23 protein-coding genes are annotated in these 24,505 nt (G+C 58.5%); 10 read left to right on the top strand and 13 right to left on the bottom strand.

The features are described from left to right. Nucleotides 1-75: 75 nt before the first annotated feature. Together J2S31_RS12040 and J2S31_RS12045 are read left to right on the top strand one after the other, a co-directional pair. Nucleotides 76-1,437, top strand: a complete 1,362-nt coding sequence (locus tag J2S31_RS12040) for a sensor domain-containing diguanylate cyclase (RefSeq protein ID WP_237099338.1) — start codon at nt 76-78, stop codon at nt 1,435-1,437. Continuing rightward, on the top strand, nt 1,385-1,993 hold the full coding sequence (locus J2S31_RS12045) for a hypothetical protein (RefSeq protein WP_237099339.1): 609 nt from the start codon (nt 1,385-1,387) through the stop codon (nt 1,991-1,993). The genes J2S31_RS12040 and J2S31_RS12045 overlap by 53 nt, the downstream gene beginning before the upstream one ends. Nucleotides 1,994-1,999: 6 nt before the next feature. Here the strand turns inward: J2S31_RS12045 and J2S31_RS12050 are convergent, their stop codons facing one another. The 4 genes from J2S31_RS12050 to J2S31_RS12065 all read right to left on the bottom strand — a co-directional run bounded on the left by J2S31_RS12050 (nt 2,000) and on the right by J2S31_RS12065 (nt 5,551). After that, nucleotides 2,000-3,664, bottom strand: a complete 1,665-nt coding sequence (locus J2S31_RS12050; RefSeq protein ID WP_237099340.1) for an FAD-dependent thymidylate synthase — start codon at nt 3,662-3,664, stop codon at nt 2,000-2,002. After that, entirely contained in the window at nt 3,645-4,517 is an 873-nt protein-coding gene (locus J2S31_RS12055; protein WP_237099341.1) for a formylglycine-generating enzyme family protein, read from the bottom strand. The genes J2S31_RS12050 and J2S31_RS12055 overlap by 20 nt, the downstream gene beginning before the upstream one ends. A 145-nt stretch (nt 4,518-4,662) precedes the next feature. After that, the gene (locus J2S31_RS12060; protein ID WP_237099342.1) at nt 4,663-5,220 is read right to left on the bottom strand and encodes a DUF4149 domain-containing protein; all 558 of its coding nucleotides are present in this window, start codon (nt 5,218-5,220) and stop codon (nt 4,663-4,665) included. 40 nt (nt 5,221-5,260) lie between these two features. After that, entirely contained in the window at nt 5,261-5,551 is a 291-nt protein-coding gene (locus J2S31_RS12065; protein WP_237099343.1) for a hypothetical protein, read from the bottom strand. A gap of 201 nt (nt 5,552-5,752) precedes the next feature. Between J2S31_RS12065 and aroA the strand changes: the two genes are divergently transcribed. From aroA to bioB, 3 genes are all read left to right on the top strand, one after another. Then, entirely contained in the window at nt 5,753-7,012 is a 1,260-nt protein-coding gene (aroA, locus tag J2S31_RS12070; RefSeq protein WP_237099344.1) for a 3-phosphoshikimate 1-carboxyvinyltransferase, read from the top strand. Beyond that, a complete protein-coding gene (locus J2S31_RS12075; RefSeq protein WP_237099345.1) occupies nt 7,005-9,098 on the top strand; it encodes a thioredoxin domain-containing protein in 2,094 nt (697 codons plus the stop codon). The genes aroA and J2S31_RS12075 overlap by 8 nt, the downstream gene beginning before the upstream one ends. A gap of 97 nt (nt 9,099-9,195) precedes the next feature. Continuing rightward, the gene (bioB, locus tag J2S31_RS12080) at nt 9,196-10,200 is read left to right on the top strand and encodes a biotin synthase BioB (RefSeq protein WP_237099346.1); all 1,005 of its coding nucleotides are present in this window, start codon (nt 9,196-9,198) and stop codon (nt 10,198-10,200) included. Nucleotides 10,201-10,254: 54 nt separating this feature from the next. On the opposite strand, the gene trxA is transcribed toward bioB, so the two are convergent. Further along, nucleotides 10,255-10,587, bottom strand: a complete 333-nt coding sequence (gene trxA / locus J2S31_RS12085; protein ID WP_005008235.1) for a thioredoxin — start codon at nt 10,585-10,587, stop codon at nt 10,255-10,257. 275 nt (nt 10,588-10,862) lie between these two features. Between trxA and J2S31_RS12090 the strand changes: the two genes are divergently transcribed. Both J2S31_RS12090 and J2S31_RS12095 read left to right on the top strand, forming a co-directional pair. After that, entirely contained in the window at nt 10,863-11,336 is a 474-nt protein-coding gene (locus tag J2S31_RS12090; protein WP_237099347.1) for a gamma-glutamylcyclotransferase family protein, read from the top strand. Nucleotides 11,337-11,372: 36 nt separating this feature from the next. Continuing rightward, nucleotides 11,373-12,143 carry a dimethylarginine dimethylaminohydrolase family protein gene (locus J2S31_RS12095; protein ID WP_237099348.1) on the top strand — a complete coding sequence of 257 codons (771 nt, stop codon included), beginning with the start codon at nt 11,373-11,375 and terminating at the stop codon, nt 12,141-12,143. A 6-nt stretch (nt 12,144-12,149) separates the two neighbouring features. Here J2S31_RS12095 and J2S31_RS12100 read toward each other — a convergent pair whose 3' ends face one another. Together J2S31_RS12100 and J2S31_RS12105 are read right to left on the bottom strand one after the other, a co-directional pair. Next, nucleotides 12,150-13,289, bottom strand: coding sequence for a lipocalin-like domain-containing protein (locus tag J2S31_RS12100; protein ID WP_237099349.1), 1,140 nt, complete (start codon nt 13,287-13,289; stop codon nt 12,150-12,152). Between the two features lie 102 nt (nt 13,290-13,391). Next, nucleotides 13,392-14,753 carry a TIGR01777 family oxidoreductase gene (locus J2S31_RS12105; RefSeq protein ID WP_237099350.1) on the bottom strand — a complete coding sequence of 454 codons (1,362 nt, stop codon included), beginning with the start codon at nt 14,751-14,753 and terminating at the stop codon, nt 13,392-13,394. A gap of 115 nt (nt 14,754-14,868) precedes the next feature. Between J2S31_RS12105 and J2S31_RS12110 the strand changes: the two genes are divergently transcribed. Then, nucleotides 14,869-15,099: a CDGSH iron-sulfur domain-containing protein gene (locus J2S31_RS12110; protein ID WP_237099351.1), complete on the top strand. Its 231-nt coding sequence runs from the start codon at nt 14,869-14,871 to the stop codon at nt 15,097-15,099. A gap of 143 nt (nt 15,100-15,242) precedes the next feature. Here J2S31_RS12110 and J2S31_RS14700 read toward each other — a convergent pair whose 3' ends face one another. The 4 genes from J2S31_RS14700 to J2S31_RS12130 form a co-directional block, all read right to left on the bottom strand. After that, nucleotides 15,243-16,058: a glycosyltransferase family 2 protein gene (locus tag J2S31_RS14700; RefSeq protein ID WP_237099352.1), complete on the bottom strand. Its 816-nt coding sequence runs from the start codon at nt 16,056-16,058 to the stop codon at nt 15,243-15,245. Further along, nucleotides 16,055-16,810 carry a glycosyltransferase family 2 protein gene (locus tag J2S31_RS12120; RefSeq protein WP_237099353.1) on the bottom strand — a complete coding sequence of 252 codons (756 nt, stop codon included), beginning with the start codon at nt 16,808-16,810 and terminating at the stop codon, nt 16,055-16,057. The genes J2S31_RS14700 and J2S31_RS12120 overlap by 4 nt, the downstream gene beginning before the upstream one ends. Then, nucleotides 16,803-17,972 (bottom strand): O-antigen ligase family protein, encoded by a 1,170-nt coding sequence (locus tag J2S31_RS12125; protein WP_237099354.1) that lies wholly within the window; start codon nt 17,970-17,972, stop codon nt 16,803-16,805. The genes J2S31_RS12120 and J2S31_RS12125 overlap by 8 nt, the downstream gene beginning before the upstream one ends. 117 nt (nt 17,973-18,089) lie before the next feature. Further along, the gene (locus tag J2S31_RS12130; RefSeq protein WP_237099355.1) at nt 18,090-18,377 is read right to left on the bottom strand and encodes a hypothetical protein; all 288 of its coding nucleotides are present in this window, start codon (nt 18,375-18,377) and stop codon (nt 18,090-18,092) included. 126 nt (nt 18,378-18,503) lie between these two features. On the opposite strand from J2S31_RS12130, the gene J2S31_RS12135 reads away from it, so the two are divergent. Together J2S31_RS12135 and J2S31_RS12140 are read left to right on the top strand one after the other, a co-directional pair. Beyond that, a complete protein-coding gene (locus J2S31_RS12135; RefSeq protein ID WP_237099356.1) occupies nt 18,504-20,369 on the top strand; it encodes a M20/M25/M40 family metallo-hydrolase in 1,866 nt (621 codons plus the stop codon). A 99-nt stretch (nt 20,370-20,468) separates the two neighbouring features. Further along, nucleotides 20,469-22,457 carry a nicotinate phosphoribosyltransferase gene (locus J2S31_RS12140; RefSeq protein WP_237099357.1) on the top strand — a complete coding sequence of 663 codons (1,989 nt, stop codon included), beginning with the start codon at nt 20,469-20,471 and terminating at the stop codon, nt 22,455-22,457. Here J2S31_RS12140 and J2S31_RS12145 read toward each other — a convergent pair. Then, nucleotides 22,441-23,304 carry an HDOD domain-containing protein gene (locus J2S31_RS12145; protein WP_237099358.1) on the bottom strand — a complete coding sequence of 288 codons (864 nt, stop codon included), beginning with the start codon at nt 23,302-23,304 and terminating at the stop codon, nt 22,441-22,443. The genes J2S31_RS12140 and J2S31_RS12145 overlap by 17 nt on opposite strands. 1 nt (nt 23,305) lies before the next feature. Further along, complete coding sequence (locus tag J2S31_RS12150; RefSeq protein WP_237099359.1) at nt 23,306-24,385, bottom strand: sensor domain-containing diguanylate cyclase; 1,080 nt, start codon at nt 24,383-24,385, stop codon at nt 23,306-23,308. Nucleotides 24,386-24,505 lie beyond the last annotated feature (120 nt).

The following is a 24,505-nucleotide window of genomic DNA, read 5'->3' on the forward strand; positions in this document are numbered from 1 at the left end:
ACATGCAGGCAATGGGCCTCCCCTCCCTTTGCACCAACCGGGAGATCAGGCGGAAGTTTGCACCTGGGGGTTGAAATGAAACGGGATATGGTGAACCAGATCATTCAGGAGAAAACGTTCCTGCTGGAACATCCTGAATTGTTCTTCAAGCTGTTCGATGGCCTTTTTCCTTTTTTCCTGTACACCCGGGATCTGGAAGGCCCTTTGGTTTCGGTGAGCCAGAAAGTTTCCGACGTGCTGGGCCACGATCCGGAGGACTTCCTGCAGCGCTGGCCCGACTACATTGCCAACCACCCCGTCAACGAAACCTTCAAGCAACGCATTCAGCTGAAACCGGGATCCGCCCACAAAGCCATCAACTACAAAACCATCTTCAGCAACAAACAGCACGAACCCGTCTGGCTGGAGATGTTTGAGTCTCCTCAATTGCAAAACGGAAAGCCGGCAAAGATCATCGGCATCGCCTTGGACCTGACCAAAAGGAGTATTCTGGAAAACCAACTGCGCCTGGGCGAGAAACGGTTCCGGGAAATGAGCCAGACCTCGCCGATCGGGATTTTCCAGACCGACACCGACAACCTCATCGCCTACGTCAACCCGGCGTGGGAAGTCATCACCGGGCGCACCATTTCCGAAAGCCTGGGCGAGGTGTGGTGGGAGTGCATCCATCCCGGCGACCAGGAAGATGTCATCCGCAAATGGGGACGGGGAAATGACAAGGGGCAAGAGATCGACACCGAGTGCCGGGTGATCCGTCCCAACGGCACCATGATCTGGGTCAAGATCCGGTCGCAGATCCTGTTCGATGACACGGGCAAAATCACCATCGCCACCGTCGAAAACATCGACCAGCAAGTCGCCGACCGGGAAAAGCAAAAGCAGTTGATCCACGAATTGTTGCAACTCAAGGAAAAGCTGGAGGTGGCGACGCGCACCGATCCGCTCACCGGCCTGCCCAACCGCCGCGACCTGAACGACAAGCTGGCTCACGAAAAAGCGCGTTTCGAACGCACCCAGCGCCCGTTCACCCTGCTCATCGTGGACATCGACAAATTCAAAAGCATCAACGACCAGTATGGTCACGACGCCGGCGACTACATCCTGGTGCAGGTCGGCGAACTCCTTCGTAACAGTTGCCGGCGCATGGACCACATCTGCCGCTGGGGTGGCGAGGAGTTTTTCTTTCTCCTTCCGGAAACCAATCTGGAAAACGGTTACGTCTTCGCCGAAAAACTGCGCACCAAACTGGCCTCGACCAAATTCGACTACAAAGGCCAGCCGGTCAGCGTGACCGCGAGCTTCGGCCTCAGTTGCGTGGACGATGCCAGCCGCGATCTGGAATCCTTCATCAAAGAAGCGGATGACTGCCTCTACGACGCGAAAAATGCCGGACGCAACCGCACGGTGGCGCGGAAACGCAAACCGGGTCCGCAATAGCATCCCTTTCCTCGGGGCTCCTGCCACGAACCGGGCCGTTTATTTCCGCATTCTTGCACAACGCTTAAAAGGTTTCGCTCTCGTTCTGCTGGGTCTGGCTCTGCTCTGCAACGCTCCCGCCGCCTTCGCCGCCAATACCGAATCCCTTCCCTTCCAATCCATCAACGTACCGCCGGAGCTGGGTCTGCGCCCCCTGCCGGAGGACGACGTGCACTACAAGGGCGTCCTGTACACCCGCGAGTCGTTTCTCGAGTTGTGGGAACTGCAGGAAAACGTGATGTCCGATTTCCCGCGCCTGCTCAATTGGCTCATCCCCGAGCCGCCGCCCATCGACTTCACCCGCCACACGGTGCTGTGGTTTTCCAACCGCGGTGCGGGCGCGAGCTTCGTGGAGCTGGAACGGGTGGTGGTCAGCGAAGAAGGCGATGCGCTGGAGGCGCACCTCAAGGTGGTGTACTCGGATTTCGTCTCTAAAAAACTCAACCTGTGGACGATTCCGAAAACGCATCGGCCGGTGGTGTTCCGAATCAAGGAGGTGTTCGACGCGGGTCCGTGACGGCGGTCAGTCGTCCATGTCGTCGAACACGCCGGTGGCGAGGCTTTTGCGCGCGGTGCGCGCTTCCTGCTCGGCGCGGGTGATGCTCTGGTCGTAGTCGTTGTAATCGACGTAACGCAGGACCGGTTCCATTTCCGGATGACGTTTCAGGTACAGCTTCGCCATCGTCTGGCATACGCGGCGGTACTTGGGATGCCCCGCCTTCTGCGTGCGCAGTTCGGTGAAGTGGCCGAGTTCGCGCAGGTTCATGCCCATGTTCCAGCGGATGAAGTGGTTGAACAACGAAGCGTACTGCGCCTCCTCGCGCAGGCCCGCACGCTTGAGGTCGTGGTGCAGGGACTCCGCGCGCTGAAAACATTCCTGCACCACCTCCAGCATGCCGATCTCTTCGATCTCGTCGGGAATGGAATAACCCAAAAGCACACCCATCTCCTGCCTCTGCTGGGTGAGCATGCGGTGGCGTTGCAGGTCGCGGTACTCGGCAAACCCGGCGACGATGTCGAACTGGATGGGATAGCCGTATTCCAGGGCGCGGCCCGGCCGGTCGCGCTTGCTTTGGCGCTCGCCCATATACAGGTTGAAAATTTCGAGGCGCGCTTCCTCGGACAGCGCACGCACCACGCGTCTTATCTGCTCCGTCGAATGCTGCACGTAGGGGAAGATCATCGACGCCACCAGGTTGATGAAATAATCCTCGCCCCGGTCTTCCAGCAGGACCACTTCCGGCGCGGCTTCGATGGGTTCGTTGGCGAACAATTCATCACAGCGGGCGCGCATTTTTTTATGAATGGCGGCGCGGTGCTCCCGCCTCGCGGCGCGCTTGATGAACGTCGGGATCTGGTGATTCAATGCATCACGAATCTGCCCCGCCAGGTCCTGTGCTTCCACCAGATCTTCGGTGAGCAGTTTGGAGATGAGCATGGAGAAAAAACGGCCGTTGCCGACAATGCCGACGTTGGCCTGCGTCGCCGCGGGAAGGATACAGCGGATCACGTCGCACGCCGCACTGCGGATGGTGAAATTGTAGGCGATGCGGTGGGCGCGTTGCTCGTTCTCGTCTTTCAGGTCTTTCGGGTACACCCGCGCCACCTCGTTGCCGCGCTCAACTTCGATGGCGAACTGATCGGCGGGCAGACGTTTGCGGAACAGCTCCTGCATCGGCTCGACCATGGCGGCGTAGGTGGTGAACAGAAAATCCATGACCGCGACGTACGATTCGCCGAGTCCCGACTCCATCACGTTCCGCGGGCGCACGTAACGCCAGCTTCCGCCGCGTTGCTGATCGTACAGCACGTAGCGGGTGGACTCCTCGATGGGCGAGCCGCCGATGCGGCAGTCCTCGATGATCTTGGTCATCAGGTTGGAGACTTCCTCGATGCAGATGGGGGCGACCGCCAGCTCCGCCACCGAGTCGTCGCCGAACTTGTTGACGACGCGGTCCACCATCTCGCTTCCCTTGACGTCGTTGGGACTGCCGTCGGGATTGAGGAATTCGCGCGCCACGGTTTCCTTGAATCCCGTGGGGGCGCGGCTGTAGCGGGCGAGAGCGGCGCCGATGACCTCTGGATTCAGGTCGCGAATCGAGAAGACCCGGGCATCAACATCAGTAACGTAGTGGCGGAGGATTTCGCGTTCGGTATCGGTGAGGTCGTCAGTCCGTTTTGGCTTCATGGTTTTGTTCCGACTGGGACGGCAGTTTGATGGGATCTTTGGCACAGCGGAACCCGGTGTCGTTGAAACGGACATAGGGGCGGCCCCAACGGCGGAAGGCGCTGTGCAGAGTATCCTCGTAATTGACCCAGGAACCGCCGCGCATCACTTTGAAGACGCCTCGCTTGGGCCCCTTGGGGTTGTCGCGCACTTTCTTCTGGTAGTACTTGCGGTCATACCAGTCCGCCACCCATTCCCAGACATTGCCCGCCATGTCGTGCACCCCGTAAACCGAAGTTCCGTTGGGATAGGACCCGACGTCGGTCATGGTGTGGATGCCGCGCCATTTTCTGCGGTAGGTCGCTTTTCCGGGTGGCATGTCGTTGCCCCAGGGATAGAGGTTGCCCATGGGCCCGCGCGCCGCCTTTTCCCATTCCGCCTCGGTGGGCAGGCGCTTGCCGCGCCATTCGCAATATTCCTTGGCATCGTGCCAGCTCACCTGCGTGACCGGCTGGTTTTTGATCTCTTCAGGAAATGAGGCTCCCTTCCACAGGTTGCCGTCCCAGCAGGCTTTGGTATCGCAGGTGTCATCCAAAGCCGGGCGGTGCCCGGTGGCTTTCACGAATTCCAGGTATTTCTGGTTGGTGACTTCATAGATGTCGATCCAGTACGGGTCCAGGTACACCATGTGGTCCGGATATTCATCCTTGAACCACCAGCGATTGCACCGGTCATCCACCTGCCAGCACAATTCCAGCATGTCGGTGATTTTGTGGAACCCCAGGCCCATGCGGAAGGTGCTGCCGGGAATCTCCACCATGTCCGAGTACAATTCGAGGGCTCCCTGCGTTGCCGATTCCTCCTCTTGATCCACCGAGGCGGCCCCCGCAAAAGGAACCCAGATCCACATCCAAAGTGACACAAAGATCACTAAACGGAAAAATCTTTGAGTCCGTTCAACCATCCACTTCAACTTCAATTGTGTTTTCAATCACAGGTTCTTGCAACGTTCCCGGGTTTCAGGACGCTGGAGCCGGGGGCGTAGATTGGCGGGATTCCCGGAATCGGGTCATTTCCTTGCCATGAATCCAAAACAGCCCCAGGCCGAGAATCATGTTGACGGTGTACAGCCAGGTCAACTGGCTGTGGTAAGTGTCGAACTGCCTTTGCAGTTGGATGTTTTCCGGGTTGGCTTTTTTCTGCTGGTCCATCGCATGCATCTGCGGCCGAAGAACACTGCCGATGTAAATCGCGAGCACCACCATGATCGCCAGGAACACTTCCTTAGTGTAACGCCTTTTGGTGACCACCGGCTCCACGTAACCGCCCCAACCCAGGCGGTCCGCAAAAAACCGGATCAGCACCGCGGCCACCATGAGGCCCATGCACCAATATATGATATGGACATTGAAAATATCCATGAGCCCGTTCATGACGTTGCTCGCCATCTGCGGTTGCTCCTTCAACTTCACGCGGACCACGATCTCGGCCAGGATGCCGAGCAGGAACATGCCGCCCACCCAGAGCGAAAGCGAAAACAGATACAGCCAGTTTGAAAAATAAATGAGACGTTTCATCGAAGCAAATGGGTCGCTATCACGAGGCCGCGGGTGGCAATCACCGGCCGCCGGAAACCTGCTTGCGCAGTTCTTTGTAACTTTTTTCGATTTCCCGTTCCTGCTCTTCTTTCAGTTTCACAAGCTCTGGTTTGTCTCCCCCGAACCAGCTTTTGACCGTGTCTCCGGTCTTGTACCGGTTCACGGAATTGAGGATGGACAAGTAAATCACAAAGTAGACGAAACCGAAGGTATAGAGTACCAGAGGAATGAAAGATTTGAGACGTTTTCTTTCGGTTTCAGGCTTCTTGAACCACCATTCTTTCCAGTAAGAGAATCTGAGCCATTGCATGGGTGGACTCCATAACCTCAATTAACATAAAAACCTAAATGATTTTATCTGCTTTTCCTACAGGAGAGGCAATCATATCAAAACCCCTTTTTCGATACAAGGCGGCCTTCCCCTTGTCAGAACATGGGAGGGACATGAGCTTTGTGTTATAGTTGGCGGCATTGTTTCGAACCTGCCGCAACGGACTCGGGAGAAAAATAATTGATTGAAATCAAACCGCTCAAAGCGGCTCACGGCACCGTGGAGGCGCCCTCGTCCAAGAGCTACACCAACCGGGCCTATTTGCTGGCGGCGCTGGCGGGTGGGACCGTCCGCCTGGAGCGCCCCCTGTTCAGCGACGACACGCGTTACATGCGGTCCGCTCTGGCGCAGTTCGGCATCGCCTGCCGCGAGGAGAAGGAAGCGGTGATCGTGGAGGGCACCGGGGGTATTTTGCGCGCTCCAAAGGATGAAATTTTTGTCGGAAATGCGGGGACGACGATGCGTTTTTTGACCACGTTCGCCACCCTCGCACCGGGCCAGACCCGCCTCACCGGGGACGAGCGCATGCGGGAGCGTCCCATCGAAGACCTTCTGCAAGCTTTACGGCAAATGGGAATTCGCGCCGAGTCCGTGCACCACAACCAGTGCCCGCCGCTCGTCATCGAGGGCGGATCGCCTCAAGGGGGAACCCTCTGCCTGCCCGGAGACAAGAGCAGTCAGTACCTGACGTCGATCCTCATCTGCGCTCCATATTTCCAGAACGACACCATCATCGAAATCGAAGGCGAACTGACCTCCAAGCCGTATGTGGACATCACCCTCGACATCATGAAGACCTTCGGCGTGAATGTGGACAATGAGTCGTATCAACGCTTCCGCATCGCGGCGGGGCAACGCTACCGGGCGCAAACCTACCGGGTGGAAGGCGATGCCTCCAGCGCGTCGTATTTCTTTGCCGCGGCGGCGGTTACGGGCGGTACGGTGACCGTCACCCACGTCAACCCAAACAGCGTGCAGGGCGACATCCAGTTTCCGCGCGTGCTGGAACAGATGGGGTGTGACGTGGAGATCGGCAACGAAAAAATCACCGTCACGGGAAAACCTCTTCGCGGAATCACCATCAATATGAATAGCATGCCCGATGTGGTGCAGACGCTGGCGGTGGTGGCGTTGTTCGCCGAAGGCAAAACCACCGTCACCGGCATCGGCAACCTGCGCATCAAGGAAACCGACCGCATCCAGGCGCTGGAGACGGAGTTGACCCGCCTCGGCGCGAAAGTCGAGGCCGGCGACGATTTCATCTCCATCGAACCCGGAGAATTGAAGCCGGCGGCCATCGAAACCTACAACGACCACCGGATGGCGATGAGCTTTGCCGTCGCCGGGCTGGGCATCCCCGGCATCCGGATCAAGAATCCGAAATGCGTGGACAAATCGTTTCCCGATTTTTTCGAACGCTTCCAGAATTTTTATGACTGAACACAAATACACCAACAAACTGATTCACGAAAAAAGCCCGTACCTCCTGCAACACGCCCACAACCCGGTGGACTGGCGTCCCTGGGGACCGGAGGCGTTCGAGCTGGCGAAGAAAGCCAACAAGCCGCTCCTCGTCAGCATCGGTTACGCCACCTGCCACTGGTGCCACGTGATGGAGCGGGAATCGTTCGAGGACCCGGAGATCGCGGAATACCTGAACGCGCATTTCGTTCCCATCAAGGTGGACCGCGAGGAACGGCCGGACGTGGACAGCATCTACATGAAATCCGTGCAGGCGTTCGGACAGCAGGGCGGCTGGCCGCTGAACGTGTTCGTCACGCCGGACGGCGTTCCGTTTTACGGCGGCACGTACTACCCCTCCGTCGGGCGCTACGGCCTGCCGTCGTTCCTGGAGGTGCTCACGTTTCTCGACAAGACCTGGCGCGAGGAACCGGAGAAGGTGGAGAAGCAAAGCACGGCGCTCATCAATTACCTGAAGGACGTCTCCAAACAGGAGCAGAACACCGAAGCCACGGCGGACGACCTGGGCTTTCACGGCGAAAACAAAACCCGCGAGTTCTACACGCAGTCCTACGACCGGCTCCACCACGGATTCCTGTTCCAGCAACAGAACAAGTTTCCGCCGTCGATGGGCCTGTCACTATTGTTACGGCATCACCACCGCACCGGCGACGCGCTGAGCCTGGAGATGGTGGAGAACACGCTCCGCGCCATGAAGCACGGCGGCATCTACGATCAGATCGGCGGCGGCCTCGCGCGATACAGCACCGACCACCAGTGGCTGGTGCCGCACTTTGAAAAGATGCTGTACGACAACGCGCTGTTCGTCACCGCGCTCATCGAAACCTACCAGGTGACGGGCAAGCGGGAGTTCGCCGATCACGCCAACGACGTTCTGCAATACATCGACCGCGACATGACCTCGCCGGAAGGTGCGTTTTACAGCGCGGAAGATGCGGACAGCGAAGGCGTCGAGGGCAAATTCTACGTGTGGACGCAGGAGGAGATCGAAAAAATCCTCGGCCGCGAGACGGCGAGCATCGCCATCCCCTATTACAACGTCCTGCCCAACGGCAACTGGGAAGGCAAGAACATCCTGCACGTCAAACGCCCGCCGGAACAGATCGCCAAAGACCTCGGCCTGCCGCTGGACCACGTGCAGAACAAACTCGCCGAAGCGCGGGAAAAACTGCTGGCGGTGCGAAGCCAACGCATCCGGCCGCTCCTCGACGACAAGATCTTAACGTCGTGGAACGGACTCATGATCCGCGCCATGGCGCAGGTCGGGCGCGTGCTGGACGACGCCGACCGCATCGCCAAAGCCGAGAAGGCGCTTCACTTTATCTGGAACAACCTGCGCACGCCGAAAGGCAAACTCCTGCGCCGCTGGCGCGAGGGCGAGGCACGCTACGACGGATACCTGTGCGACTACACCTCCATCGCGCTCGCCTGTTGCGACCTGTATGAAGCAACATACAATCCGGATTACATTGAAATGGCCGAGACGCTGATGCAAACGGTGGAACAGAAATTCGGCAACGAAGGCGCGTATTACGAAACCGCCAGCGACGCGGAGGAGTTGATCGTGCGCCAGGTATCGGGCTACGACGGCGTCGAACCGTCCGGCAACAGCAGTGCCGCCATGGCGCTGTTGAAACTCGCGGCGCTCACGCAGAACGTGGACTACGAACGCCGTGCCGAGAAAATCTTCCTCGCCTTCTCCGACGAGGTCACCGAATACGGCATCAACTCGTCATTCATGATGCAGGCCCTGCACCTGTACCTGGGCGGTTGCAAGCAGGTGGCTCTGCGCGGGGTGGAATCGGACCAGGGAATGGATGCCTTCTGGCCGCTCATGCGGCGGCGGTTTTCCCCCAACGCGGTGTTCGCGTTTGCGCTGGAAGGCGACCCCGACGCCACACGGGTACCTCTGCTGACCGGCAAGGAACCCCTCAAGGGCCAGACCACGGCCTATGTCTGCCAGCACGGCTCCTGCCTGCCCCCGGTCACGCAAGTGGCGGAACTCAAAAACCTTGTGGACGATTACCGCCAGGTACACGATTGAGGCAAACCCCCTTTTCCATTTGCCTTTGCCCGGTGCTGTGCTAGTATTTTTGATTGTTTTTCCAGCAAATTCATTCACCCAAAATAACTGGTGTTCCATGAGAACGGCATTCATCGATACATTGATAGAGAACGTCATGTCCGGCAAGGGCATCTCCCGCAAGGAAGCGCTCGAACTGGAAAGTCTGAACCGCGAGGAGCTGGATTACCTGTTTGAAGGCACCAATCGCGTACGCGACCATTTCAAAGGCAACGCGGTCAAGATCTGCTCCATCGTCAACGCCAAATCCGGCCGCTGTCCGGAGGATTGCGGCTTCTGCGTGCAGTCTTCGAAATTCGAGACCGAGTCGCCGGAATACGGCCTGATGGACGTCGATCAGATCGTCGCCAATGCCAAAAAGGCCGAAGCGTTCGGCTCCAACGAGTTTTCCATCGTCGTCTCCGGCACGGCGATGACCGACCCGAAAGAAATGGCCACGCTCAAGGAAGCGCTTCGCCGCATCAAGGCGGAGACGCGGCTGGAGACCTGCTGTTCGCTGGGGCTCATGAGCAAGGAACACCTGCAGGAATTGAAGGACGCGGGGCTCGACCGCGTGCACCACAACCTGGAGACGGCACGCAGTCATTTCGAAAGCGTCGTCAGCACGCACACGTATGATGATGAAGTCACCGCCGTGCGCAACGCTCAGGAAGTAGGATTGCCGGTGTGTGTCGGCGGCATTTTCGGCATGGGTGAGACCTTCGCCCAGCGCGTGGAGCTGGCGTTCGACATCCAGGCACTCAAGACGCAGTCGTTCCCCATCAATTTCCTGAAACCGCTGGAAGGCACGGCGATGGAAGGCATGGAGGTGATGGACGTGTACGACGCGCTCCGCACCATCGCGCTCCTCAGGCTGGTGATGCCGGAGATGGACCTGTTCGTCTGCGGCGGACGCGAAGAGGTGTTCACCGATAATCAGGAAAAACTGTTCGCCGCCGGCGCCAACGGCATCCTGGGCGGCGACTACCTGACCACCAAGGGGCAGGACCCGAAACGCGATATGGAGATGATCGAGCGGCTTGGCCTGCAACCGGTTCTGGAAACAGAAGGGGCCCGTCCCTGATCCAGGGACGAGCCCGCTCTATCTGTCTTCAACGTCCACCCGGCCAGGAAAACCTCAGGCCAGGGTCTCGTCGATCACTTTCTGAATTTCGGCTTTGGATTTCACTCCAACCAACTGCTGGACCACCTGACCATCCTTGAAGAACAGCAGGGTGGGGATGCCGCGGATGCCGTACTTGGTTGCCGTCTGCGGGTTGTCGTCCACATTCAGTTTGCCGACCACGACTTTTCCGTCATACTCACCAGCCAGCTCTTCCACGGTGGGCGCCAGCATCTTGCAGGGCTGACACCACTCCGCCCAGAAATCGATCACAGCCGGTTTGTCCGACTGCAGGATGGAACGGTCGAATTCGTCATCCGAAACCGTAACAACTTTTCCGCCTGCCATAACAAGCTCCTTTTTCTTTTACCAAGGTTGAATCCCCGAAACACGGTTCATGGCGGCGAATCGGGAATTTGCTGGTAAGTCGTTAATGGAAGTCAACCCTGACTCTTGCTGATGGATTTCTATTTAAATAAATTTACCACCTTTTTTCAAGGCCGATTTTCCCGTATGATTGGGAGTATTTCGTCATTTGCTTTTTGAGTTTTTAGATGCAATCCGGCCGGTTTGGATTCCAAACCGGCACTTTTTTGAACGCGAACCGAAATCGGAACCCTGCCATGCCAAACTACATCAACTGGTTTGCTTACGACGAACTGATGAACCCGCGGGTCTTCAAGGAACACGGTCTGGAGGCCAATGCGTCGTTCTGTGTCACCCTCTCCGCGCACAAACTGGCTTTCAATAAAATCCCGCTGGACAACCAGGGCATTGAAAAACTGGGCATGGCCAACGTCATCCCGGCCGCCAGCAACCTGGGCATGATGGAAGGCATCATGTACGAAATGGATGAATCGTTTCTGCCCAAACTGGACGAGATCTACCATTACCCGGACGAATACCTGCGCAAAAAAATGCGGTTGACCAAGCACGACTTCACGCTGGTGGACGGGATCGTGTACATCGCACACAGCGACCGGACCAACGACGCCCTCATGCCTTCCAAGGCGATGCTCAAAAATTTCCGCGAGTGCAAAAAGAACCTGACCATGCTGTACCTGTCGCGCCTCATGAACACGCCGACGGTGGATTGACCTTCGTCGCACGCAGAGTTTCAAGATGCAGACGCCATGAACACACCCCTGACCGCCCTCGTGCGTCCGCCCACCGCAACATTCCTGCGGGCCCTTTCGCGGCAGGAGAAGCGGGCGCCCATCGACTTCCGCCTCACTTTGCGCCAGCACCGGTACTACGTTGAAACATTGATCAGCCTGGGGGTGAAGGTGGAGATGCTGGAACCGCTGGATGCGTTTCCCGACAGCACCTTCATCGAGGACAACGTCATCGTTCTCGACAGCGTGGCCCTGCTGACCTCAATGAGCGAACCCAGCCGCCGTGGCGAAACGCTTCACCTCAAAGCCGCATTGGAGAGGCACCGCCAGGTCGAAATGCTGGAGCCGCCGGTGTTCGTGGACGGCGGCGATGTCCTGCAGGTGAATTCCACCATTTTCATCGGGCAATCCACGCGCACCAACCCGCTGGCCGTGGAGGCCATCGCAAAGTTCACGGATCGGCCGGTGGTACCGGTCGCCGTGAACGGAGCCTTGCATCTGAAAAGCGCGGTCGGTTGTTTGACGGGGGAGTTGCTTTTGATCGATCCGGAACGCGTCGATCCCGCTCCATTCAAAAATCATTCGTGCATCGAGGTCGCGCGCGGCGAATCCAACGCCGCCAATTGCCTCACCATCAACGGCACCGTCCTCATGCCCAGAGACTATCCGAAAACGCGGGCGCTGGTGGAACAACGCGGACTGGAAGTGCGCGCCATGCCGGTGAGCGAATTCGAAAAAGCCGACGGCGGCCTCACCTGCCTGAGTGTGCTGATCCCTTCGCGAAGCTGACGGCACTCAACGGCCGAACGCGGTGGAGAGGTTGCCGCCGTAACCCACCAGTTCCACATACCCCTTGCCGCGCACCGGCTTCCCATCGTGCGCGCCTTCCACCGTAACACTGCCTTCCCAGTACGAGTTGGCGATGGACCTCAGCAGAAACAACTCCTGCGCCGCCATATCGGGCACGACGTGCAATGTGATGTTGCGTTCGGGAAGCGTGATTTTCCACGCGGCGGGATAGGTGACACCCGACTTCGGGCTGGTCCACTTTTTTAATACTTCCACCTTATATTTTTCCTCGGGCAGGTGCGCCTGCGTGCCATCGGCTTTTACCAGCGTGCCGCCGGAACGCGGATCGTATTTCCCGTCCTGCAGGCGAATCCGCAACAGCATGACCTCGGTTCCGTTGTCGAGCTTGAGCGAAAACCAGTCCCACCCTGCCTGCTCAGGCACCAACAAACGCTCGGCAAACACGTGGTCCATCCAACTCGTGCCGGTGACTTCCACCCGCTCGCCGTTGAGAGTGAGCGTGCCCGTTGTTTTCAGCCGGGTTAAGGAATAATAGTTCGGCGCTTTTTCCGGAATATCCCACTTCGGCTTGTCGTCGCCGGTGCCGTGGATGACGGGCGCTTTTTCCGGGACCAGTTTCAGGTCGAATCCGTTTTCCTCTTCCAGCGCGGTGAGGGTGCGCGCGTTGTCATCTCCCGCGAGTTTCCAGTTTTCGTTCCACACTTCCAGCCGGTCCTCCGCCGCCCCCGCGAGACCCAGCCCGGATCGGTTGATGCGTTCGTAAAAATAAAACTTTTCGTTTTCAAGATCGGCCACCGTCATGTGCGCGAAGTAAATATGGTCGTTGCTCCATTTGGAAGGCGTTTCCTGATATTGCTGAAGAGCTTTCATCCCGGCCAGCGACACACGGAAGAACGAACACTGGTAACCGTATTCCTTGCCCGCGCGGTCCTTCAGGTTGCCGGTAAAATACCACCACTCCACCTCGTAGGCATTGTGCGCATAAAAATCGCGGGGAAATGAAAACGCATAGCCTGTGAGCGGATGCTTTATAGTTTGTTGTGCGCCGGATTGTGCGCAAACGGAAGCCGCCAAAAATAAAAACAGGAACGCGGTTGCGGAAATAGAAAATAAAAATTGGCGCATGTGGGAAGAGATTCGTTAACGTTCAAAACGAGGGGAGTGTACCACAGGTCATGCAGGTACGGCATCGCCACCTTAGGGTAACAGCCGTCTGACTGGGCCTGGTCACTCGCCGAACAGGTCGCAGGTTTTCTTCCAACGGTAGGCAAAGATTTTTTCCAGGTCGCGGCGCACGATGGGATAGATGAACAGATCGCCCGGCGTCCACATCGGCACACGGTAGATGGCGCGGTCGCGGATCAGCGTGCCGCCGTCCTGCTCGACGAAGTCGTGCGTGTGGTGCCACAACCAGTAAGGTCCCACCACCTGAATGTCCGAGAACCGTTTTTGGGGCGACCAGTCCATGATGATCGACTGCCAGCGGAAGGAAATCCCGTACAGCTTCAACCGGTAGTTGATGCGCGTGCCTTCTTCCATCTCCCGGGTCGACTGTCCCGTAACGGCAAAATTCAAAAACGGCGGGGTTAGCACTTCCAGGTTTTTGGCGTCGCTGTAAAATTCAAAAATGGTGTCGATCGGTTGCGGCACCCACTGCTCCATGCGCAACTCGTGCGTACGCACATCAGCCAGTTGTTCGAGGGCCGATTCCACGTCCGGGTAATCGAAGCGGAACCCGCACGATTGCGCTTTTTTGGGCACGGCTTTCTGCGAGGCGAGAAGGACCTCGGACATATCGCCCAGAACCAGTTTGAGTGCGAACGCAGGAGCGGGGATGATGGCGGGTCGTCCCACTGCCTTGGCCAGTGTGCGGGTGAATTCGGCGTTGGTGACGGGCTCGGGACTGCACGCATTTACCGGACCGCGCAGGCTGTCGGTGTCGAGCGCGTGAAGCATGAGGCGCGCCAGGTCACGTACGTGAATCCAGCTCATCCACTGCCGCCCATTCCCGACGCGGCCGCCCAGGCACATGCGGAAGGCAGGGAGCATGAACCGCAGAGCGCCGCCGTCGGTGCCCAGCACCGTGGCGATGCGCAACACCACCGTGCGCACTCCCAGCGCTTCGGCCTTCAACGCTTCGGCTTCCCATTTCTTGCACACCTCGGCCAGGACGCTGTGGCCGGGCGTCTGCGACTCGTCGAGCTCCAGGCTTTTGCGATCGCCGTAATAACCGATGCCCGAACAGGAGATAAATACTTTGGGACGCGCATCCATCTCCTCCATCGCCTTGACCAATTGGTGCGTGGACAACACGCGCGAACGTTGCAACTCCTGCTTCTTCGAATCCGTCCAACGCGCGGCGATGTTTTCCCCGGCGAGATGAATGACCGCATCCACGCCTTCCAGCGCTTCCTTCGGTGGTTCGAGCAAGGCGGGGTCCCATTGATAGCGGCGGCAGAGCACGGGCAGACGCACCACCGCGTTTTCGGGATCGCGGGTCAAAACGGAAATCTCATGACCCGAATTTTTAAGTAAGGGGAGTAGTTGCCGACCGACAAATCCAGTGGCACCGGTGACGAGAATTTTCATGAAAAAATTCCAAACCCTTCCGCTATTGTTTCCATCTAAAGGAAAGGCGAGCGGCCGATCCCCTATCCGAAACCTGAAGCTGATGAAAACCGTTTAACCGAAACAGGAGACTTGCATGGCGTACCAGAACAAGCCTTTTTATGTGAATGAGACCCCGGGAACCAAGTACTATTGTACTTGCGGAGAGTCGGAAAATAAACCGTACTGTGACGGCTCCCACGACCGGAAAAACACCGGGAAAAACCCGGTGGAAGTGATTCTGGAACGCCCGCGCCGGTTGACCATCTGCGATTGCGGTCTCACCAAAACCTCGCCCATCTGCGACGGCGCGCATAAAAACTGCTGAACCTTGTTTTTTCCGTTTCCAAAGACAAAAGGCCGCTCATCCGAGCGGCCTTTTCATATGAATACCGTCACTGATTTTTGAGAACCTCAAAATAAAAAAGCCGGGCATCCTGCCCGGCTTTTTTCATCGGCGCACCTTGCCTCTCAGGCCAGGTGATTGCTCAGGCCGTTGTCGATGCGTGTGGTGTTCGATTGCATGACCGCCTCCAGCCGTTTCCAGTTTTCCTCCGTCTCGCGCGATTTGCCGAGAGGATGCCACAGGTGCAGAACCGGCACGGCGAAGCGCCCTTCCTTGCGCACGATGCCTTTATTGAGCAATCGAATGACGAGGTCGGAGTCCTCATAACCCCAGCCCTGGTAGCGTTCGTCGAAACCGTTGACTTCGACAAAATCCTGCCGCCACACGCCGAGGTTGCAAGTCTTGACGCCCTGCCATTTGCGCGGCGACAACTTGCGGAAAAGGCCAAGCGGCAGGCGCAGAAAGGGAATCAACCGGTTCACCCCACCGCGAAGCCGCATGGAGATCCATTTCAACAGACTCCATTTGTGCAGGGCGAGTTTTTTCTCCAGCGTTTGTTGCGTGAGCGACTCATCAAGCAGAACACGGTTGCCTGCCACAAAAAATCCCGGTTCCATCAATTGCAGATAACGCTCGACGAAATCCGGAAACACCATGCAGTCGCCGTCGAGAAACACCAGCCGCTCGCCCTCGCATGCCGCCACCGCCTTGTTGCGGATGGCTCCGGCCCGGAAACCCCGGTCCTCGTGCCACACATGTTTGAGCGTGAGCGCGTTGCGTTGCTGGAAGGATTCCACCAGCGCGCGCGTCTCTTCCGTCGATCCATCGTCCGCCACCACCACCTCGAAGTCGCGCTCGGTCTGCGCCTCGAGACTTGCCAGCACTCGCTCCAGCGCATCGGGCCGGTTGTAGGTACTTAAAATGATGCTGAGCGCGGTCACGGCAGTTCGCTCCTTTTCCTCCGGTGCAGTTCCATCAGCTTGACGTACTTGTAATACGTGCCTTCGGCGTTCGACACGGCCAGTTGGAATCCCTGCCTGCCGTCGAGGAATCCCCTCTTCAATATATAGGTGCGGACAAACGCCCACAGTCCGCGGCCGACGGCTTCCATCAAACTGGAGTCGCGGTCCTGCTCGTACAGCATCTGCGCGTTGTAGGTGGAATACCGGTTCATTTTATCAATAACGTCTTCAAACGTGTCGAAGCTGTAATGAATGAGTGGATTCTTGAGCCGCCCCACCTTGCCCGCGATCTCCAGTTTTTCGTGCACCAGGGAATTGGTGAACCCGCCGGAGCCTTTCTTCATCAGCCGCACCACGTAATCGGGGGTCCAGCCGGAGTGGCGGATGCGCCTCCCGACGTAATGCGACGAGCGCGGGATTTTGTAGCCGTTGTATTTGGGTTTGCGCAAAGTGCGCTCGATTTCATCGCGGAGGGCGTCGGTCACCACCTCGTCCGCATCTATGGAGAGAATCCAGTCGCCCGTCGCCCTGTCGAGCGCGCGGTTTTTCTGCGGACCGAATCCCGGCCAATCCACATCGAATACCTGCTCGGTGTACTCGCGGCAGATGTCGGGGGTGCCGTCGGTGCTTCCCGAATCCAGCACCACGATCTCGTCCGCCCATCTCACCGACTCCAGGCACTGGCGGATGCGCGGGGCTTCGTTTTTGGTGATGAGGATGACGCTAAGCATTTTCCTGTTTTGAATCCTGCTTGAGCGGCGAATACAACACGGCGGCCAGCCAGCCGATCAGCATGCCTTCGGTGTGGTCCATGATGAGCGAGTTGGCCAGGCACCCGAAGGTGACCATCACCGCGAGTCCCTGCGCCAGGTTGCGATGATACGGGTCGAGCGCAAACGAATACCGCCACAGCGTATAAATGAAATACAGAAACAGCCCGATGCCGATCCACCCGATCTGCACACCGAGCATCAGATACTCATTATGCGGGTTGTCGGTGACGCGTTCCAGCTGGTTGGCCTTGGCGAAGCCTGAATACTGCTTGCGGAAACTTCCGGTGCCGTGGCCGAAAAGCGGGCGTTCCATCATGATTTGATAACTGTTTTTCGAGAACTCAATGCGCATGCCGATGGAAGAGGTGGCATCGCCCCGCTCCATGTACTTGGAGATGCCGCGCGTCAGGAAATTCCATTGAGTCTGGTACAACGTCGAAACGGAAATCAATAGAAAATGAAACCCGATCAGCATCACCACGCCGATCGCCGCATAACGCAGTTTGAATTTCTGAAATAAAAACAGCAATCCCAGCAGGTAAAACAAAACATATCCGGTTCGTCCGTCCGTCAGGACAAACAGATTGAACACCACCAGGATGATAAGTACGGACAAGCCGATGGTCGCGTTGCGGCTTCTCCGGTGGGAAAACATGTGCACCGTCAGACCGAAGGCGAACACCGCCATCAGCAGGCTGTGCGTGATGCTGTTTTTGAAGGGAAGTCCCACACGCAGGTTGGGGTCCAGCGAAGGTGGAGCAAAATAGTACAGGTAGCAGGAAGCCGCGAGGGTGACCACCATGGCCGCGCCGAACGCCTGCAGACACAAGCGGCGGGTCCTGTCGTCTTCCAGAAAAGAAAGATACGCCACGATGAGGATCAGTTCCCGGTATTTGCCGAGAATGCCGAAGGCATCGCGCAGATCGCCGGAGGTGTACAGCACGCCCACGATCAACATCAGGTACAACAACATGCCGGCGCGGGCGACGGGGTGCAACCGCATGCATTGCCAGAACGTTTTATGGTGGCCCGCGGCGAACCACAACACCAGTACCAGCGTGGTGAAAATTTCCGTAAGCGACGTGCTCACCGGAATGACGGCGCCGCTCAGAACAGTCATCCAGAGACCGGCCTTATGAGCGCGCATTGACCATCGAGAAACCGGGACGTCGGCCGGCGGAGCCTGGGAAATCATGGAACTCCTGGTCTCCACCTTTTAAAAAGGAGACAATGCGTATCAGGGAAGTGAGGCATTCAGACTTTGGTTCAGACGGGCCCGGTCTTCGGGAGTCGCGCCGTTCTGGAAGAGGAAACCGAACGTCTCCAGCCGCCACACCAGCATGTCCAGTCCCTTCAACAGGTCGAACCAGTAAAACGGGACCATCCACAGCGGCTTGCGGTGAATGTCGTTGCGGCACAGAATGAAGTTCAGCAATTGCCGGCGCGACCGGCGGATCAGCGGCCAGTTGCCACGTTCCTTCAGGATACGGATCAATCTGAAGAAATTGAGAACACGCTGGGACATACGGGCCTCCTGTAAAAACGGCAAATCCAATTACCGCCAACCGGATTTTATATTATATGATGGGTTGATCTTTGTAAAGAAAACCGCGTTGTGTCAACCCTCGAACCCAGTTTTCCCCGATTCGCCATGAACTTTGCAGAATGGAGCCGGGACGCCCGCCGGCTCATCGACACGGACACCGCCCTGTTTACGCGGCACATGGACGCCATGCGCGAGATGGTGCGCATCGACAGCCGCAGTTTCAACGTCAACGAATTTGAAGGCGACCGCACCGAGCCGGCCGACATGCAGGAAATCCTGGAGGTGGCGGAACGTTACCTGCGCGGCATCGGCTTCGATTACGTGTGCATCAACACCCCGCCGAAAGATCCCCAGCGCGCCACGCCCATTCTCATGGCGTCGCTCACTGCCGGCGACGGCAAACCGACGGTGCTCATGTACGCGCACCTGGACAAGCAACCGTACATGGATGACGGGCGCTTTCTGAAATGGGACGGCGTGCCGCCCACCGAACTGCGCTGGAACGAGGACCGCACCCGCGCTTACGGACGCGGCGCGGCGGACGATTTGAGCGGCGTCATCGGCATCGGCATGGCGGTGGACGCGGTCCTGCAGGCGGCCGGATTCGATTCCGGCAACCCATCGAAGGAAACGCTCGCCAAACTGCCCTGCAACCTCAAGGTCATCTTCGAAACGGAGGAAGAATCCGGCTCGCACTCGTTGATCGAACAGATTTTGCAGAACCGCGATTTTTTTCAGGACGCCGACTGCGTCATCATCACCGATGTCACCAATCCGGCGACCGGGGTCCCCGGCCTGACCACCTCCCTGCGCGGCATATCGCAGGTGCACGTCACCGCGCGCACTGAAAATGAAAGCGGCCTCGACGCGCAGACGGGGCTGTACAAGGCCCTGGCCACGCTGGTCCACGACGACCATTCGCTGGCCGTCAACGCCATCGCCCGGCGCGACATTCCCGTCACCCCCGACGAGCGCAAGGGGTATGAAGCGGTGCCGCTGGCCGTCGAAACGCAACGCCGCATGGCCGGGCTGTTGCCGCAGGTCAAGTTGACGGTGGAAGACGACCAGGCGGCGGTCATCCAGGCGCAACTGCGCACCTCGTACGCCAATGTGCGCCCGGGACACCGCGTGTCGGGCGGTGTGGTGCTGGGCACCGCGGCGGCGCGCCTGACGTTTCAACTGAACGGGCAACTCGATTCCGCTTCCTTCCAGACCGCGATCACCGAAGCCTTGTCCGGGAAGAATCCCTTCAACCTGAAAATCACCGTGGAAGATGCCAAGGCCCCCGAGCCTGGCACGCTGGCGGTGAACGTCATTGTGCAGGCGGCGACCAAGGACCCGCATTCCGGCGTTTCCGGTGGACCGTTCCCGGTGGCGGAGATTCAACTGGCGCGCATGATCGACGGGTTGATCGACGGAAACGGTCGTCTTTTCGCCGATCCGGTACATCAGTATATGGTCCCTGAAGGCCCCGTCGAACGCATCGCCTCCGAATCGTTGCACGCCGACCATGACGGCTCCACCCGCCGGTTTGCCGACCGATCGGCCAAAGCACTGGTGGAAATCCGCCTCGCGCCGGGCAACAACGAGTCCGAAACGGCGGAGGATGTGAAAGCGCACCTGGCGGCACACGCGCCCGCCGGGGTGCGTCTGGAGTTCGGCGACGACAAAGGCGGCTCGCCGTGGAGCACGGGTATCGAGCATCCGGCCTTCACCCTCATGCTGGAGTCGCTGGAAACGGGTTACGGCGTGAAACCCTGCCTGTTCGGCTGTGGAGGATCGATTCCCTTCGTCGCCAAGCTGATGAAGGCGCTGGACGACATCCCGCCGCTGGTCATCGCACCGTACGACCAGGAATGCAGGATGCACGAACCCGGTGAGAGCCTGAGTGTGGCCGATCTGAACGGCTGTGCGCGATCGATCGTGCATTTTCTCCTGAATTGCGACCGCGCCCTTTCCCGCCCCGGCTGACTCGAAACCTCCCCTGCCGCACAGGGGATCGCCAGCAATAGGTTGATCCTGCATGCGGGTGCGTTAGAATAAAACCATCGTTCCCTTTCGGGTGCCTGCATGAAGGACCTGACGCCACAACCCGGTGACGCCCTGCTGATCGTCGATCTGCAAAACGACTTTCTGCCCGGCGGCAGTCTGGCCGTGCCCGACGGGGATCAGGTCATCGCCCCGCTCAACCGGTATGCGGAAACCTTCCGCCAGAAATCCCTACCCATCTTCGCCAGTCGCGACTGGCATCCGGAGCACCACTGTTCGTTCGAAAAACAGGGAGGCCCCTGGCCGCCGCACTGCATCCAGAACACAGAGGGCGCGGACTTCGCCCAGGAGTTGAACCTGGCCGAGGCCACCGTCATCAGCAAAGCCGAGACGGAGGAAGCCGATGCCTATTCTGCGTTCCAGGGGACCGACCTCGACCGCCAACTGAAAGCCTGTGGTGTGCGCCGCCTGTTCATCGGCGGGCTCGCCACCGATTACTGCGTGCTCAACACCGTGCGCGACGCGGTGAAAAACACGTACGAGGTGATTCTGCTGGAGGACGCCATCCGCGCCGCCAACGTGAATGCGGGGGATGAAGCCCGGGCATTGAGCGAGATGCGGAACCTGGGGTGCCGCTCGGCCACGGTGCAGGACGTCTGCCTCGATCCCCTGCAAACCAACGCGCTCCTCACCGACCTCTACCAGCTCACCATGTATAAAAGTTATCTCGACCAGGAGATGACCCGGCCGGCGGTGTTCGAGTTTTTTGTGCGCGATCTGCCCTCCCGCCGCAATTTCCTGATGTGCGCCGGGGTGGAGCCGGTCCTGCGCTACCTGGAGACCCTGCGGTTTTCCCCGCAGGAGTTGGATGCGTTGAAACGGAGCGGACGCTTTACCGATGAGTTCCTCGACCACCTGCAAGGGTTCCGCTTTACCGGAGACGTGGACGCCATGCCGGAAGGCACGGTGTTCTTCTCCAACGAACCGGTCCTGCGCATCACCGCCCCTATGCCGGAAGCACAGTTTGTGGAAACACGCGTCATCAACCTCCTGCATTATTCCATCCTCGTGGCGAGCAAGGCGGCGCGTTGCGTGCTGGCGGCCCGTGGCAAGGCGCACCTCGTCGATTTCGGCCTGCGGCGCGCGCATGGGGCGGAGGCCGGGTGGCTTGCGGCGCGGTCTGCGTACCTCGCCGGATTCGACGGCACCGCCACGGTATTGGCGGAGGCCACCGACGGCATCCCGCTGTACGGGACCATGGCTCATTCCTATGTCCAGGCGCACAACAGCGAGGAAGAGGCATTTCGTGAATTTTGCCGATCCTGGCCGCAAAACAACGTCCTCCTGCTCGACACGTATGACGTGATGCGCGCCACCGAAATCGTCATCAAGCTTTCCGGCAAACTCAAAAAGGAAGGCATTCGCATTCGAGGCGTGAGGCTGGACAGCGGCGACATGCAGGCGCAGGCACTCGAGGTGCGCAAGCGGCTGGACGAGGCCGGGCTGCAACACATTAAAATTTTCGCAAGCGGCAACCTCGACGAACATGAAATCGCCCAATACGCGGCGAACTCCATACCGGTGGAAGGGTTCGGCGTCGGCACGCGGCTGGTGGTGTCCGACGACGCGCCGTTCCTCGAATGCGCTTACAAGCTGCAGGAATACGACGGCAAGCCGCGGCGCAAACGGTCCACGGGCAAAGCCACCCTGCCCGGAGCCAAGCAGGTGTTCCGGTCGCAGGATGCCCACGGGCAGTTCACCGGCGATCACCTGGGACTGGCTGATGAAAAACTCGAAGGAGAAACCCTGCTCGCGCCGATGATGCGCGGTGGACGCCGCCTGCGCCCGCCCGTTTCCCTGCAAGCCCAGCGCACTCATGCGGCACGCCAACTGCAATCCCTGCCGGAATCCTTACGGTCTTTGGACGCGGCGGAGCCATATCCCGTTGCCGTCTCCGAGGCCCTGCAGGCGTTGACGCACAAGGTGGACACACAACCCTATGCCTCCGGCATGGGGCTCAACGGATCGGTGTTCCGCATGATTGCGGATTTTTTCAGGAAAGCGTTTTAGTGAGGATGGACCGGGCGCGGCTTTCCGCTTCGGATTGCATGTCCGCTTTCCAGGCATCCAGATCTGAAAGCGGCACACCGAGGGCGGCGGCCAAGACATCGAGTGGTTCGTCTTCCGGCAGGTGAAGTCCATCGCCGTACCCCCACTCCTCTGCCAGCCGGTTGGCCAACCGGACAATCGCCACGGGGCCATACTCGCCGGGATGCCGGTCGTTCCCCATGGACTGGATGAAACCGATCAACGTCTCCGGGTAATGCCATTCATCCGCCAGTTGTCCCGCTACCTGCTCCGGCGTGCATCCGGCGGCGTCCTGAAGCGATTTGGACAGCGGAAGCTTTTCCTTCCGGCTGCGGTCCAGCGCTTCCAATACTTCCTTCGGATGGTTGATGATCAGCGCCATCTTTCCCAGGTCGTGAAGAAGGCCCAGCGTGAGGCACACGTCCTCTTCCACCGCGCCCAGTTTGTGCGCAAGAAACGCGGCGAGGGTTCCCGTCACCGCACCGTGCGCCCACAATTGGAGATGATCGAATTTCTGGTGATACGTGTGGTCGGCGTCGCGGAACATCTCGAATACCGGCGTGGTGAGGATGACGCTGGTCACCAGGCTGGGCGAAAGCAGACCCGCCGCCTGGTGCAGGGACTCCACGCGTCGCTCGTAACCGTACACCGGCAGATTGGCGACCGCCAGGATGCGCGCGGAGATAATGGGGTCGTATTGAATCAGGTGCAACAGGTTGTAATCGGCCGATGAGGTTTTGTTGAGCACGTCGAGGACCTTGGCAATCTGCTCCGGATGCGTGGGGAGGCTCGGCAGGTTGCGGAAAGATTGCAGTATGGCCGCTGTCACATCATCCTCCCAGCACCACACGGTCCCGTCCCCTTTCCTTGGCCTGGTACAGGGCGCGGTCGGCGGCCTGAATCAGGTCGGAAACCGAGGACATGGTGGACAAATTCAATTCCGCGATGCCACCACTGACGGTGACCCCGAACTCGTGTGAGTTTCCGGAATTAAACGAAACCTTGGCCATGCCCTGGCGGATGCGTTCGGCGATCACCTTCGCACCTTGCTTGTCCGTCTCGGGCAGGACGACGGCGAACTCCTCGCCGCCATACCGCGCCGCGGTGTCGTTTGACCGGCACAGCCGGTTCATCACCGTGGCCAGCGCCACTAGCACTTCATCCCCTTTCTGATGACCGTAGGTGTCGTTGATGCTCTTGAAATTGTCGATGTCCATCATCAGCAGGGAAAGCGGGGATTGATAGCGCTTGCACCGGTCGAACTCTTTTCCCAGAATGTGCATCATCTGCCGGTGATCGTACAGCTGCGTCAGGCCGTCGGTGATGGAAAGCATTTCTGTCTTTTCGTGCAACAGGGCGTTGCTCACGGACAGGGCGACGAACTCCAGAACGTTCAGGATGTAATCCATGTCCGATACCGACAAGAATCCCTTTTCGCTGTCGTTGACGTTGATGACGCCGATGATCTTGTTTTCGATCATCAGCGGTACACACAGAAAAAAGTTATTTCTAAAAAGAGGATTCCTTCGGCCTTTGAAATACTTGGAGGTGGTGAAATCCGACTCAAAAATATACCGCTTCTGGTTCAATGCATCCTGCATGACCCCGGATTCAGACACGCTGAAACTGAGCGGTTTTTCCATGTTGAGGTGATTGCTGGAGGCGAGCGTCAACTCCATCTGCGACGGGTTGTACAGAAACAGCGAAAAGTAGCGGATGGCGAGGATGTGCGGGAGCTTTTCCAGCAGGACGGGCTTGATGTCGTCCAGGTGCAGAAGGCTGATGCTTTTATGGAGGTACAAAAACAGGTCCAGACTGACCAGGGATTCGCCCAGCATGTCTTTCTGGTGCTTCACCAGTTCCAGGACCTGCCGGGTCTCTTTCAGTTTGATCTGATCGATCGGGTCCATAAACTCTAAGTTATCTTAGATTCTGTCAGAAAATTCAAGCCAAACCTATAAACAACTCAACTGACGTCAAAATACTGACGATATAGAAAGCACAGCGGGCAATCTCTTCATTTCCAAGAA

This window comes from Nitrospina gracilis Nb-211, from assembly GCF_021845525.1.
GTDB lineage: Bacteria > Nitrospinota > Nitrospinia > Nitrospinales > Nitrospinaceae > Nitrospina > Nitrospina gracilis_A.

Coding starts and splice junctions, on each gene's coding strand:
- J2S31_RS12040 (WP_237099338.1), top strand. CDS start 76: ATGAAACGGGATATGGTGAACCAGATCATTCAGGAGAAAACGTTCCTG.
- J2S31_RS12045 (WP_237099339.1), top strand. CDS start 1,385: ATGCCGGACGCAACCGCACGGTGGCGCGGAAACGCAAACCGGGTCCGC.
- J2S31_RS12050 (WP_237099340.1), bottom strand. CDS start 3,664: ATGAAGCCAAAACGGACTGACGACCTCACCGATACCGAACGCGAAATC.
- J2S31_RS12060 (WP_237099342.1), bottom strand. CDS start 5,220: ATGAAACGTCTCATTTATTTTTCAAACTGGCTGTATCTGTTTTCGCTT.
- J2S31_RS12065 (WP_237099343.1), bottom strand. CDS start 5,551: ATGCAATGGCTCAGATTCTCTTACTGGAAAGAATGGTGGTTCAAGAAG.
- J2S31_RS12075 (WP_237099345.1), top strand. CDS start 7,005: ATGACTGAACACAAATACACCAACAAACTGATTCACGAAAAAAGCCCG.
- bioB (WP_237099346.1), top strand. CDS start 9,196: ATGAGAACGGCATTCATCGATACATTGATAGAGAACGTCATGTCCGGC.
- trxA (WP_005008235.1), bottom strand. CDS start 10,587: ATGGCAGGCGGAAAAGTTGTTACGGTTTCGGATGACGAATTCGACCGT.
- J2S31_RS12090 (WP_237099347.1), top strand. CDS start 10,863: ATGCCAAACTACATCAACTGGTTTGCTTACGACGAACTGATGAACCCG.
- J2S31_RS12095 (WP_237099348.1), top strand. CDS start 11,373: ATGAACACACCCCTGACCGCCCTCGTGCGTCCGCCCACCGCAACATTC.
- J2S31_RS12100 (WP_237099349.1), bottom strand. CDS start 13,289: ATGCGCCAATTTTTATTTTCTATTTCCGCAACCGCGTTCCTGTTTTTA.
- J2S31_RS12105 (WP_237099350.1), bottom strand. CDS start 14,753: ATGAAAATTCTCGTCACCGGTGCCACTGGATTTGTCGGTCGGCAACTA.
- J2S31_RS12110 (WP_237099351.1), top strand. CDS start 14,869: ATGGCGTACCAGAACAAGCCTTTTTATGTGAATGAGACCCCGGGAACC.
- J2S31_RS12120 (WP_237099353.1), bottom strand. CDS start 16,810: ATGCTTAGCGTCATCCTCATCACCAAAAACGAAGCCCCGCGCATCCGC.
- J2S31_RS12125 (WP_237099354.1), bottom strand. CDS start 17,972: ATGACTGTTCTGAGCGGCGCCGTCATTCCGGTGAGCACGTCGCTTACG.
- J2S31_RS12130 (WP_237099355.1), bottom strand. CDS start 18,377: ATGTCCCAGCGTGTTCTCAATTTCTTCAGATTGATCCGTATCCTGAAG.
- J2S31_RS12135 (WP_237099356.1), top strand. CDS start 18,504: ATGAACTTTGCAGAATGGAGCCGGGACGCCCGCCGGCTCATCGACACG.
- J2S31_RS12140 (WP_237099357.1), top strand. CDS start 20,469: ATGAAGGACCTGACGCCACAACCCGGTGACGCCCTGCTGATCGTCGAT.
- J2S31_RS12150 (WP_237099359.1), bottom strand. CDS start 24,385: ATGGACCCGATCGATCAGATCAAACTGAAAGAGACCCGGCAGGTCCTG.